The sequence below is a fragment of the Vibrio sp. Y20_XG_PY13 genome (assembly GCF_024181925.1).
GTDB classification, from domain to species: Bacteria; Pseudomonadota; Gammaproteobacteria; order Enterobacterales; family Vibrionaceae; genus Vibrio; species Vibrio parahaemolyticus.
Genome location: NZ_JAMZAL010000004.1, coordinates 389,429 through 401,342 on the forward strand (window position 1 = coordinate 389,429; position 11,914 = coordinate 401,342).

An 11,914-nucleotide genomic window follows, 5' to 3' on the forward strand; every position below is an offset into this window, starting at 1 on the left:
AAATAACGCTCACAAAAACGCCTCCGTACTGGAGGCGTTTTGACTTGTTTTCGTCCGAAACCTACGATTGCAGCGCTGGCAAAATCTTTGAAAGCTTATCCAACGTTTCTTGATATTCAGAGGCACAATCGCTATCTGCAACGACGCCGCCGCCAGCCCAAGCGTACAGTTTGTGATTTTCCGCTACGAGAGTTCGGATGGTGATGCTGGTATCCATACGACCATGGCGAGAAATGTAGCCAATACTGCCGCAATACGCGCTGCGTCGATGTGGCTCCAACTCTTCAATGATCTGCATTGCGCGAACTTTAGGTGCGCCGGTAATTGAACCGCCCGGGAAGCACGCTCGTAGCAAATCCGCAGGAGCGTATTGTTCATCCAAATTTGCACGAATGGTGCTCACCAAATGATGCACTGCGGGGAAGCTTTCAATATCAAACAGCTTGGGCACGTGAACGCTACCCGGTGATGCAACTCGACCAATGTCATTACGCAGCAAATCGACAATCATCAGGTTTTCTGCCTGATCTTTTTCCGCTGTCTGCAAGTCATGGGCATTAGCGTTATCTTGCTTTGGATCTTCGCTGCGTGGGCGAGTACCTTTGATTGGTTTCGTTTCAATGACGCGATCTTTGAGTTCTAAAAAGCGCTCTGGAGAGATACTCAATATCGAAGACTCAGGCATGCGGATAAACGCTGAGAATGGCGCTTGGTTGGCGGACTCCAATTTCAGATACGCTTGCCACTCGTTGCCTTGATACGGTGCGTTAAAGCGTTGCGCCAAATTGATCTGATAGCAGTCACCGCTCAACAAGTATTCTTGCACCTTGTCAAAGCGAGTGGCGTAGCTCTCTTTCGTCATGTTTGACTGCCAATCGCCGGACAGAGCGAAGTCTACACTTTGCTCCGCTTCTTGTTTGTCTAACCATTGCCAAGCTTGCTCGATATTCTGACCGACTAAGCATGCTTTTTTAAGCTTGTGGTCAACAACGACGGCCCATTCATACAGACCTACCGCCATATCAGGCGTGTTGAGATCCTTTTCGGCCTGTTCTGGCATTGTTTCTACGCGTCGACCTAAATCGTAACTGAAGTAACCGAGTGCTCCGCCGACAAAAGGCAAATCCAATTCTTTATTTAACTCAACGTGAGGAAGCCACTGTTCCTGCAACCGATGAAGCAGCGTGAATGGGTCATCTTGAGTTGAATAGGTATTCGATGGCGTTTCAACTCGTGTGCTGTCGGCAGTGCTTTCTAACGTTGCAATTGGGTTGGCAACCAACACATCGAAGCGACTATCGATATGCGTTTCTGATGCAGAACGCAGCAACATCGCCCAAGGTAGGTGTTGAATGCGAGAAAATAGGTGAAGAGCAAACTCTGGTGCGTATTCCAGCGCTTTAAAATCAATGAATTGATTGTCCATGTTGTTCATTTGTGTAATTTGTGACAAAGAGATCGTTCACTGCATGGCATGTCATGGGCAGCAAGAGTATCATATTCCTCTGTATAGCCAAACTCCCTCTATTCATAGGGTTTTGAGATGGTTTACAAGTAGGCGACTTCAGCGTTTCGTGTGTCGATATCAGCCGTTCGACAATTGTTTATAAAAAAACGAAGCTCAAAAGAGCAATAAGCTCAACAAACACGATTGAAGCCAAGCCAATAATGGAAGCATAACTATAACGAGGCATGTAATGACGGTAATACGCAAGCAGGATGTAATCAGCAGTGTCGCTGATGCGCTACAGTATATTTCTTACTACCACCCGCTAGACTTTGTTCAAGCTCTTGAAAAAGCCTATCACCGCGAAGAGAGTCAAGCCGCGAAAGACGCGATTGCTCAGATCCTAATTAACTCCCGAATGTCAGCAGAAGGTCACCGACCAATTTGTCAGGATACTGGCATCGTGACGTGTTTCGTCAACATCGGTATGGGCGTGCAATGGGACTCAACCGATATGACGGTTCAGCAGATGGTAGATGAAGGTGTTCGACAAGCGTATACGAACCCAGATAACCCGTTGCGTGCGTCAGTACTTATGGATCCTGCCGGTAAACGTATTAATACCAAAGACAACACGCCTGCTGTCGTACACATCAACATGGTACCGGGCGATAAAGTTGAAATTCAGATCGCAGCGAAGGGCGGCGGTAGTGAAAACAAAACTAAGATGGTGATGCTAAACCCATCTGACGATATTGCTGAGTGGGTAGAGAAAACGCTACCAACAATGGGCGCGGGCTGGTGTCCACCAGGCATGCTTGGCATTGGTATTGGCGGTACGGCTGAAAAAGCAGCGGTATTGGCAAAAGAATCTCTAATGGAACACATCGATATTCAAGAGCTTATCGACCGTGGTCCACAAAACGCAGAAGAAGAGCTTCGTCTTGATATCTTCAATCGCGTGAACAAACTTGGTATCGGCGCGCAAGGCCTTGGCGGTTTGACGACTGTTGTCGACGTTAAGATCAAAACTGCGCCAACGCACGCGGCTTCTAAGCCTGTTTGTTTGATCCCAAACTGTGCGGCGACTCGTCACGTACACTTCACGCTTGATGGCAGCGGCCCAGCAGAGCTAACGCCACCTAAACTAGAAGATTGGCCAGACATTACTTGGGAAGCGGGCGAAAATACGCGTCGCGTAAACTTAGACACGATCACTAAAGAAGAAGTACAAGAGTGGAAGACAGGCGAAACTGTTCTTCTATCAGGTAAAATTCTGACTGGTCGTGATGCGGCGCATAAACGTATTCAAGGCATGCTAGATAATGGCGAAGGTCTACCAGAAGGCGTAGATCTAAACGGTAAGTTCATTTACTACGTAGGCCCTGTCGATGCAGTTGGTGATGAAGTCGTTGGTCCTGCTGGCCCAACAACATCAACTCGTATGGATAAATTCACCGATATGATGCTAGAAAAAACCGGCATCATGGGCATGATCGGTAAAGCTGAGCGTGGCCCTGCAACGGTTGAATCTATTAAGAATCACAAAGCGGTTTACCTAATGGCTGTCGGTGGCGCGGCCTACCTTGTAGCGAAAGCGATCAAGAAAGCTCGCGTTGTCGCATTTGAAGATTTAGGTATGGAAGCGATTTACGAATTTGAAGTTGAAGATATGCCAGTAACAGTGGCTGTAGACTCAAATGGCGTTAACGCGCACCAAATCGGTCCAGACACTTGGAAAGTGAAAATTCAAGAGATGGAAGCATAAGGCAAAAGGCAATCTTACATTGTCTCAGTAGAGAGAATGTGACAAGGTGCTGATTTACCTAGCAAACATTTGACAAAAGTGCAGCGAAAACTGCACTTTTTGTCTATATAATGTAGATATAAACCTCAGGGCATAGCAATCAAACGTTATGCGAAAAATAATTAGGAGACGGCATGCCTCGTTTTATTCAGATTCTACAAATTATTCTTGCTGTAGTGGTTGGTGGCTTTGTTGGCTACGACTTGATTCTTCACGGTATCAGTATTTTTGATGAGAAATACGTCACCATCACTTGTGTGCTTTGGTTTGTTCTTGAAATCGCACTCTTTGTTATCTACAAGCTGATTGAAGAAGATTAGAACATCAAGCCGCTAGTTAGAATATATAAGCCTCTGAAGTGATTCAGAGGCTTTTCCGTTTATAGGCAGCAATACTTTACACTTATCGAGGTCAGCACTAGATTGCAGATTTTGTTCATCTTTGATTAAGGTTGGTAAACTTAGACTCGTGATACTCAAGTTACTTCTATTGAAGCGTTGGGTATAAAAACTGGTGAGATAAATAAAAACTATGAAAAGAATAAAGCAAGAAGTGAACGACTTTATCAGCCGTGGTATGGATTCTAATGTAAGAATTGCGGTAACTGGGTTATCCCGAGCGGGTAAAACGGCCTTTATCACGTCTTTGGTTAATCAGCTACTTCACACCGCCACTCACGACAATCTACCTTTATTGACCGCCGCGAGAGACAAACGCCTTATTGGTGCAAAGCGTGAACCTCAAACCAATATGATGGTGCCTCGCTTTGCTTACGACGAGGCGATGAGCCAGATTCATGCGAACCCACCACAATGGCCAGTGCCAACGCGTGATGTGAGCGAAATTCGCCTAGCTTTAAAATACAAACCAAAGAAAACGACCAAGAAGCTGCTCAGTAAAACGGCGGTTCTCAATGTTGACATCATCGACTATCCGGGTGAATGGCTATTGGACTTGCCTTTGCTCGATATGAATTTTTCGAGTTGGTCTCAAACGCAGTTTGACGCGCTGAAAGGCAAACGCAAAGAGTTAGCTCAAGCATGGCTAGCTGAACTCGAACAGATTGAGCTCAATGCGGATGCAGATGAAAAACAGCTAGAGAAAGTGGCTCACGCTTACACGGATTATCTCCATGCTTGTAAAGATGCTGGGCTGCACTGGGTTCAGCCAGGGCGATTTGTGTTACCAGGAGAGCTTGCTGGTGCACCGGTGTTGCAGTTCTTTCCTTGTCGATTTGAATCGGAAAGCAAAGCGCCTAAAGGCAGCAACTTAGCCATGTTGGAAGCGCGTTTTCATGAATATCAGCAAAAAGTCGTGAAAGCGTTTTATAAGCACCATTTTGCAACATTTGACCGCCAAATTGTGCTGGTGGATTGTTTACAGCCACTTAATGCTGGCGACGAGGCGTTTTATGATATGCGTCAGGCTCTTGAGCAGATCATGCACAGCTTTCGTTATGGTCGCAGTAGCTTTTTACGTCGTTTGTTCTCGCCAAAAATAGACAAAGTGCTATTTGCCGCCACCAAGGCCGATCACGTGACACCAGATCAGCATCCGCATCTTGTTTCTCTACTGCAACAAATGGTGCACCCAGCATGGCAAACCGCTGCTTATGAGAACATTGAAATGAGTTGTATGAACATTGCTTCCATCCAAGCGACCACTTCTGGGTTTATTACCTCAGGCGACAAAACCATTTCTGCGTTACAAGGGACGACCTTAAACGGTGAGGCAATGACGATGTTCCCAGGGGAGGTGCCGAAGAAGCTACCCAATGCTGCCTATTGGCAAAACAGTGGTTTCGACTTTACTTCCTTCCGTCCTATGCCGTCAGCAAGTGATGAACCGATGAAACACATACGTCTAGATAAAGCACTGGATTATCTGCTAGGAGACAAATTGAAATGAGCGAATTGAAGCAGAAACAAATTTTCTCTGAAAAAGCACTAGAGAAAGAGCAGCAATCGGATTCACCAGAGTTAACGGCGCAAAAGACATTCAGTGAAAAAGAAACTTTTGTACCAGTGAAGATAGAAGAAGATCGAATTGAAACCGAACAAGAACTGCAACTTGAACACGTGATTCGCCCTAGGCCGGGCAGAAAATGGCTCGCAACCGGCGTGTTTGCTACTTTTGCCGGATTGGTCGGGTGGCAGGCTGTAGACTCATTTGTCACTGCGGTGCAAACAGCTGACTGGCTAGCATTCGGTTGGGTGGGTTTCATTACTTCAGTGGCTTCATTGGGCCTAGGTGCTATCGGTAAAGAACTCTGGAAGCTACGTAAATTAAGAAATCATTTCAGCATTCAAGAAGAAGCCGAACTGCTCGTTCACAGTGACAGTGTGGGTAAAGGCAAGGTGTTTTGCGAAAAGGTGGCGGAACAGAGTGGTGTTTTAGCAGAGAACCCAGGCTTTGATCGCTGGCAGAACAGCATTAACCCAGCACACAGTGATGCGGAAATCCTCGATATGTACGATTCTATGGTCGTTAGTCAACAAGACAAGCTCGCTACAAAAGTGGTTTCTCAGCACGCGACTGAGTCTGCTGCGTTAGTTGCGGTAAGTCCACTCGCCGCCGCTGATATGTTGCTGGTGGCGTGGCGAAACTTCAAAATGATCGATAACTTATCCAAAGTGTATGGCGTTGAATTAGGTTATGCTTCGCGCATCAAGCTATTGAGATCGGTATTCGTCAATATGGCTGCGGCAGGCGCAAGTGAGTTAGCCATTGACGCTGGTATGGATTTGATGTCGATGGATCTTGCTGGCAAAGTATCTGCTCGTGCAGGGCAGGGGCTCGGCGTGGGGATTCTTACTGCGCGTTTAGGATTGAAAGCGATGGCCTTACTGCGTCCGCTTCCTTGGTATCCTGATCGCCAAGTCAAACTCGGGACTATCCGCAAAGCCGTGGTGGCGAAAATTGCATCAATCACGATGAAACCATAACGAATATTACCTTTGACCGATAGGATTACTTGACGCCAATACAAGCTTGATAGAAACTACTGTCAACTTTTCCTGACAGTTGTGAATTGGGATATTTTCAGTGCGTCTTGAAGTCTTATGTGAAGATAGACTCGGTCTTACCCGAGAACTACTCGATATTTTAGCGTCTAAAAGTATCGACTTACGTGGTATTGAAATCGATATCAGTGGCATCATCTATTTAAATTGCCCAGATATTGATTTTGATACTTTTAGTGAGTTGATGGCTGAAATCCGCCGTATTCCGGGGGTTAAAGACGTACGTAAAATCCAATTTATGCCAATGGAGCGCCACAACACTGAGCTGCTTTCGTTGGTTGATAATTTGCCGGACCCGGTTTTTGCAATCGACCTCAAAGGTGCTGTCGATATGGCGAACATGTCTGCTTTGTCGCTACTCGGCCTGCATAAACAAGAAGTCATTGGCACTCAGATTGGTGCGTTATTACCAAGCGTCCGTTTCTCTCGTTGGTCTGAAGGCGTGAACGCTCGTACTCGTGAAAACCTAGTTATTGATGGGTTGGATTACATCTTAGAGCTCATGCCTGTCTATATCAGAGACGAAGCGCAGAATTCTACGCTTGCAAGCACTTTGATGACGATTCGAACAAGCCAGCACGGCACGCAAATCGAAGAAAGACTACCGTTGCATAATCCATTGGGTTTTGAGCACTTCGTAGGAATATCAAACCGACATAAAGCATTGATTAATCAGGCTAAGAAGCTTTCTGTTCTGGATCAGCCGCTACTAATCGAAGGTGAAACAGGTACTGGCAAAGAAATGCTCGCAAAAGCCTGTCATAGTCGTTCAAGCCGTGCGAGTAAACCATTCCTTGTGTTGAGCTGTGCATCCATGCCAGATGACGTTGCAGAAACCGAGCTGTTTGGTCATGCGCCGGGTTCATTCAATCACGAACAAGGCCACAAAGGTATTTTTGAACAGGCAAATGGCGGTACGGTATTTCTTGATGAAATTGGTGAGATGAGTGCTCATCTGCAAATCAAACTTCTTCGTTTTCTACAAGATGGTAACTTCCGTCGTGTTGGTGCAGAAGATGAAATGCATGTAGACGTTCGCATCATTGCTTCGACAAAACATAACCTTGCTGAGCTTTCTGAAGCGGGTATGTTCCGTGAAGATTTGTATTATCGCCTCAATGTACTCACGCTAAGCATTCCTCCACTGCGTAAGCGCTCGAATGATGTGGCACCTTTGCTGGATTTGTTCGTGACAAAACACGCGCAGCAGCTGGGTATCGATAAGCCGGAGCTGGATGACGGTCTGGTTGATGATCTGGGCAGCTACCAATGGCCGGGTAACATGCGTCAGTTAGATAATATGGTGTTGCGAGCGCTAACAGAAATGGATGGCCATTTACTGAAAGCCGAACATTTTAATTTGCCACAGCCACAGTCAGTTGGCGGGGGCAGTGCAACGCTTAATATTGATGGTTCTTTGGACGAGATCATGCGTGATTATGAATCCCAGGTGTTGGAGCGTTTGTACCAGTCGTTCCCGTCAAGCCGTAAGTTAGCGAAGCGTTTGAACGTATCGCATACGTCTATTGCGAATAAGTTACGTGACTATGGGATTCGTAAGAATTAACGCGAGTAATCAAGAAAAAGGAAGTTGTCGTTTGTAATGGAAGATCATAGTTCATCAATCGCCGTTCACAAGTTGGACGACGACTTGCTTCTACGAACCGCTGAAATCGGTGATGCCGATATGATCGCGGCGTATTTTCAATCTAATCGCGATTATTTGAAGCCATTTGAACCAAAGCGAGAAGAGGCGTTTTTCTCTGTTAATGGTTGGCTCCAAAAACTGATTAAGTTGAACGAGCTCCATCGAATGGGGCTTGGCTACTATTGCTTATTAATTCATGCAGATACGGGGTGCATGCTAGGAACGATTTCATTCAGCAGTATGAGTCGTTTTCCATTTTATAGCTGTAACGTTGGCTATTCCTTGGCGGAAGAGGCACAAGGTCACGGCTATATGCGTCGTGGGTTAAAAATGGCATGCGACTACATGTTTAACGTGCAAAAAATGCATCGTATCCAAGCCGGCTATATGCCTCATAACAAACGCAGTGAAGCTGTGCTAGAGTTTGTCGGGTTTAGCAAAGAAGGTTACGCAAAAGATTACCTTTTGATCAATGGTGAATGGCAAGATCATGTGCTGACATCATTAACTAACCCTCATTGGCATCAAGAAGGGCGCTAATATGGTTCGATTAGAAAAGCAGTTAGCATTACTCATTGAACTTGATAAGCTCAAAAGCGTATTGCGTCGTACTCGGGTGAAAAGTGCCGAAGGTCGTCTTGAAAACAGTGGTGAGCACAGTTGGCATGTCGCATTGATGGCAGTATTAATGGAAGAGCACGCAAATTCGCCAGTCGATATCTGTCGAGTGATGAAAATGCTATTGATACATGACGTTGTTGAGATCGACGCAGGCGACACGTTTGTTTATGATACTGCCGCTACAAAAGAGCAAGCAGAAAAAGAAATAAAAGCCGCTGAACGCTTATTTGGTATGTTACCAACAGATCAAGGGCAAGAATTATTAGCGCTTTGGCTAGAGTTTGAAGCCGCGCAGAGTGATGATGCAAAATATGCAAAAGCGCTTGATCGTTTAATTCCCATGCTCTTGAACTACCATACCAATGGTCAAAGTTGGAAAGAGAATAGTGTAACGCGTGAACAGGCGCTTACCATTAATAAACGAATTGAATTTGGCTCTGTTACCTTGTGGGACAAAGCGAAAGAGTTGATTGAAGAAGCCACAGAGAAAGGTTGGCTGAAATCGTAATAAAGGAGACTGAATGTCTTATTTGCCTTTGGATGAATACCAAAGAAAATGGATTTTTACGCATCAGTCGATGCCAGTGCCAGAAGAAGATTTGGCATTTATCAAGCCGATGAGCCAAGCTCGTTCTGCGCAATTTTGGAAAGAGAACATTAGCGCGCAAAGCCCTGATATGGACCGCCTAAGCTCACAAGATTGGCCGATGAGTGAATCAAATTGGTTAGAATCTGTAGATTGGATGGCTGCATGGGAATCGGATGAGCCTGAAATGCCACAAGAAGTTGATGCACATATCGATTGGCAAGATGATGTGACCGTGTATTTCTGTTACGAAAAGTACAATGTCATAGAAACAAAATGGTCGATTTTTAAAAAGCATTGGAAGAACTTTTTGTTCTATGATGATGGTCCTATTCTTATTGGTCGTCGCCGCTCGCAAGCATTGTGGTTTGACTCAAAAGGAATGGTTAAACTTGGTGAGCGTCACTAACTTGTACTAACTCATCACCCGCTCATGATACTAGCCACCAACCAGGTGGCTTTTGTTTTTTTAAAGACTTGATAAAGGGCTTAGGACTCCGCCTGCACCTCTCTCAATTACGTGGGTATATATTTGGGTGGTCTTTACATCGGTGTGACCAAGCTGCTCTTGTACTGTTCTAATATCGGCACCAGATTCCAATAAATGCGTTGCAAAGCTATGTCTTAATGTGTGACAGGTAACCGTTTTTTCTATGCTTGCATCGAGCGCGGAGCGCTTTACCGCTCTTTGAATTGCGCTTTCATTTATATGATGTCTTCGCAGTTGTCCTGTCTCTTTGTCGACACTTAACTTGTTAGACGGAAACAAAAAGTGCCAATTGAAATCTAATTCTGCATTCGGATATTTACGGCGCAAACCTTCGGAGATGTAAACACCTGCGTATCCGGGTACATGCCGGTCCTTGAAGTAGTAGTTTCTTGCTAAGTTCATCTGCGATTTTAGCGGCTCATGGAGCTCTTTCGCCAATGTGACCGTACGGTTTTTTCCACCTTTCCCTTGCCAGACTCTCACTGCACCATAGTCATAATCTATGTCTTGGATTCTTAGTCTAAGGCATTCCATAATTCGAAGCCCAGAACCGTATAGGAGTTGGATGTGAAGCTTATATCTCGGATCGATATGTTGCACAAACCTGCGGACTTCATCGCGAGTCAAAACAACAGGGAGCTTCTTTTCCGTCAGTGATTTTTGGAACCTCATATCCAGTGAAAGCGGGGTTTTAAAAAAGTCTCGATATAAAAACGAAATAGCATTCAGCGCCAATGCTTGAGTTTTGACTGCAACTTTTTCATCGATAGCGAGGTGGCTGAGAAATCGAATAACGTCGTCTTCAGATAACTTCGATGGATGAGCAAGCTGGTGGAATACAATAAAGCGCTTTATCCAGAATAGGTAACTCTCGATAGTTTTGTTGGCATAATGGCGAGTAAGCATATGCTCTTTTACACTTAGCAGAAACTGACTTTTCATAATATTATAAGACTGTTTATTTATACAGGTGTTGCAATTTATCAATACTGACCCAGTTATCATGCTTTTTGCCGTCTAATTGCGTGTTCAAACACACATATTCATACTACTTTTCTATTTGTTTCATGAAGATAAGTGCTAGGATTTGCTTTTCTTTTGTCAGGAAAGAAGGCGGTAGCGTGCGAGAAAGGCCGCTATTTGCGGTATAGAAAGCGTTAGTTTGCAAGAGGAAAAACGCGCCTATATCGCAAGATCTAGTGGTAAAAGCTTAAAGTCGAAATTGTCTTATATGCATTCAATTTTATTGTTAACTTGCGTGGTGTAAACTCAAAATTGGTATCGTTTCAACGGTTGATTTGTTCTTTGGTGCGGCGACTTTTGGGTTAACTGAGTTGAACTTTTTTGCTGAGACTCTGCTCGTTGAGTTTGCTGGTATAAAAGCCGATCTACTCGCTGAAGTGACGCTTTCTTTGGTGTGGCAAGTTCCACGTGGTTTCAGTGACTTTGTTGAAAGCCCGCATTGTGAGATTAGCTTTCCAAAAGCGCTTTTTGGTGTTGTGAGTTCGTTTTCTGCGGCGTTGTTTGTTCCAAGTGGTTTCATTTAGTAGCCGCTTTGAGACTACGCCTGACTTAAATGCATCAAAACACATAAAGCTTATTGTTTGCAAAGTTTAAAATAACGTAAAATCAACGCTTTGGGTTTGCAAACTAACAAACTGCTCAAGAGGGATTCGCAACGCGTGGCATTTTTACTATGCGTTGAATTTAGTGATTAAGGTGGTTTGCGGCGGCTTCGGTATTGCGTTGCTCACCCCTTAGCAGGGCGTTAGTCGCCAGAAAAAGCTAGCAGTTAAAATCACGTTTCTAAGCTTAAAGTTTGGCTGATGATCATTTGATACGCAGGTGCGTCGACGATGCTCAAAACTCAGTTTCAACTGTTTCAAGTCCAAAGTTTTGTAACTGTCCTAGCGGTTGTTTAGTCCATTGGTGCTGATAGAGAAGGGTAATCGAGAGTCTGTTTTGGGTTGCAACTCCGCTCGGTGAGTTTGTTGGGTACAAAAGCCGATTTACTCGCTGAAATGACGTCTTCTCTGGTGTTGTAAGTTCCACGTGGTTTCAGTGACTTTGTTGAAAGTCCCCACAGTGAGATTGGCTTTCCAAAAGCGCTTTTTGGTGTTGTCAGTCCGTTTTCTGCGGCATTGTTTGTTCCAAGTGGTTTCATTGACTAGCCGCTTTGAGACTACGCCTGACTTAAATGCATCAAAGCACATAAAGTTTGTTGTTCGCAAAGTTTAGTTCGGCTTAAAATTGTCGCTCGGTGCCTCGCGACTAACAAACTGCTCAAGAGGG

The 11,914-nt window shown here is 44.9% G+C and carries 11 protein-coding genes and 1 pseudogene; 9 read left to right on the top strand and 3 right to left on the bottom strand.

Going from position 1 to position 11,914, the window contains the following annotated elements; translation table 11 throughout:
- Positions 1 to 61 precede the first annotated feature (61 nt).
- The gene (gene pabB / locus NL646_RS13070) at positions 62 to 1,426 is read right to left on the bottom strand and encodes an aminodeoxychorismate synthase component I (protein WP_253664311.1); all 1,365 of its coding nucleotides are present in this window, start codon (positions 1,424 to 1,426) and stop codon (positions 62 to 64) included.
- A gap of 271 nt (positions 1,427 to 1,697) precedes the next feature.
- On the opposite strand from pabB, the gene NL646_RS13075 reads away from it, so the two are divergent.
- The 8 genes from NL646_RS13075 (at position 1,698) to NL646_RS13110 (ending at position 9,541) form a co-directional block, all read left to right on the top strand.
- Positions 1,698 to 3,215, top strand: coding sequence for a fumarate hydratase (locus tag NL646_RS13075; protein WP_005376905.1), 1,518 nt, complete (start codon positions 1,698 to 1,700; stop codon positions 3,213 to 3,215).
- Positions 3,216 to 3,388: 173 nt separating this feature from the next.
- Positions 3,389 to 3,574, top strand: coding sequence for a hypothetical protein (locus NL646_RS13080; protein ID WP_005458825.1), 186 nt, complete (start codon positions 3,389 to 3,391; stop codon positions 3,572 to 3,574).
- Between the two features lie 211 nt (positions 3,575 to 3,785).
- Positions 3,786 to 5,162: a YcjX family protein gene (locus NL646_RS13085; protein ID WP_253664312.1), complete on the top strand. Its 1,377-nt coding sequence runs from the start codon at positions 3,786 to 3,788 to the stop codon at positions 5,160 to 5,162.
- On the top strand, positions 5,159 to 6,199 hold the full coding sequence (locus tag NL646_RS13090; RefSeq protein ID WP_253664313.1) for a YcjF family protein: 1,041 nt from the start codon (positions 5,159 to 5,161) through the stop codon (positions 6,197 to 6,199). Before NL646_RS13085 ends, NL646_RS13090 begins: the two co-directional genes overlap by 4 nt.
- A gap of 100 nt (positions 6,200 to 6,299) precedes the next feature.
- Positions 6,300 to 7,844: a transcriptional regulator TyrR gene (gene tyrR, locus NL646_RS13095; protein WP_017448454.1), complete on the top strand. Its 1,545-nt coding sequence runs from the start codon at positions 6,300 to 6,302 to the stop codon at positions 7,842 to 7,844.
- A 36-nt stretch (positions 7,845 to 7,880) separates the two neighbouring features.
- Complete coding sequence (gene rimJ, locus NL646_RS13100) at positions 7,881 to 8,465, top strand: ribosomal protein S5-alanine N-acetyltransferase (RefSeq protein ID WP_253664314.1); 585 nt, start codon at positions 7,881 to 7,883, stop codon at positions 8,463 to 8,465.
- Position 8,466: 1 nt separating this feature from the next.
- Positions 8,467 to 9,054, top strand: a complete 588-nt coding sequence (locus tag NL646_RS13105) for an HD domain-containing protein (RefSeq protein ID WP_253664315.1) — start codon at positions 8,467 to 8,469, stop codon at positions 9,052 to 9,054.
- A 13-nt stretch (positions 9,055 to 9,067) separates the two neighbouring features.
- Positions 9,068 to 9,541: a DUF2947 domain-containing protein gene (locus NL646_RS13110; protein WP_005458833.1), complete on the top strand. Its 474-nt coding sequence runs from the start codon at positions 9,068 to 9,070 to the stop codon at positions 9,539 to 9,541.
- 60 nt (positions 9,542 to 9,601) lie between these two features.
- Here NL646_RS13110 and NL646_RS13115 read toward each other — a convergent pair whose 3' ends face one another.
- Positions 9,602 to 10,564, bottom strand: a complete 963-nt coding sequence (locus tag NL646_RS13115; RefSeq protein ID WP_023623891.1) for an integron integrase — start codon at positions 10,562 to 10,564, stop codon at positions 9,602 to 9,604.
- Between the two features lie 392 nt (positions 10,565 to 10,956).
- Between NL646_RS13115 and NL646_RS13120 the strand changes: the two genes are divergently transcribed.
- Positions 10,957 to 11,169 carry a hypothetical protein gene (locus NL646_RS13120; RefSeq protein WP_229651373.1) on the top strand — a complete coding sequence of 71 codons (213 nt, stop codon included), beginning with the start codon at positions 10,957 to 10,959 and terminating at the stop codon, positions 11,167 to 11,169.
- 313 nt (positions 11,170 to 11,482) lie between these two features.
- Here the strand turns inward: NL646_RS13120 and NL646_RS13130 are convergent.
- Positions 11,483 to 11,786 (bottom strand): annotated as a pseudogene (locus NL646_RS13130) (hypothetical protein).
- Positions 11,787 to 11,914 lie beyond the last annotated feature (128 nt).

Bases quoted from the DNA above. Each gene is read 5' to 3' on its own strand.
- pabB (WP_253664311.1), bottom strand. From the start codon at position 1,426: ATGGACAATCAATTCATTGATTTTAAAGCGCTGGAATACGCACCAGAG.
- NL646_RS13075 (WP_005376905.1), top strand. From the start codon at position 1,698: ATGACGGTAATACGCAAGCAGGATGTAATCAGCAGTGTCGCTGATGCG.
- NL646_RS13080 (WP_005458825.1), top strand. From the start codon at position 3,389: ATGCCTCGTTTTATTCAGATTCTACAAATTATTCTTGCTGTAGTGGTT.
- NL646_RS13085 (WP_253664312.1), top strand. From the start codon at position 3,786: ATGAAAAGAATAAAGCAAGAAGTGAACGACTTTATCAGCCGTGGTATG.
- NL646_RS13090 (WP_253664313.1), top strand. From the start codon at position 5,159: ATGAGCGAATTGAAGCAGAAACAAATTTTCTCTGAAAAAGCACTAGAG.
- rimJ (WP_253664314.1), top strand. From the start codon at position 7,881: ATGGAAGATCATAGTTCATCAATCGCCGTTCACAAGTTGGACGACGAC.
- NL646_RS13105 (WP_253664315.1), top strand. From the start codon at position 8,467: ATGGTTCGATTAGAAAAGCAGTTAGCATTACTCATTGAACTTGATAAG.
- NL646_RS13110 (WP_005458833.1), top strand. From the start codon at position 9,068: ATGTCTTATTTGCCTTTGGATGAATACCAAAGAAAATGGATTTTTACG.
- NL646_RS13115 (WP_023623891.1), bottom strand. From the start codon at position 10,564: ATGAAAAGTCAGTTTCTGCTAAGTGTAAAAGAGCATATGCTTACTCGC.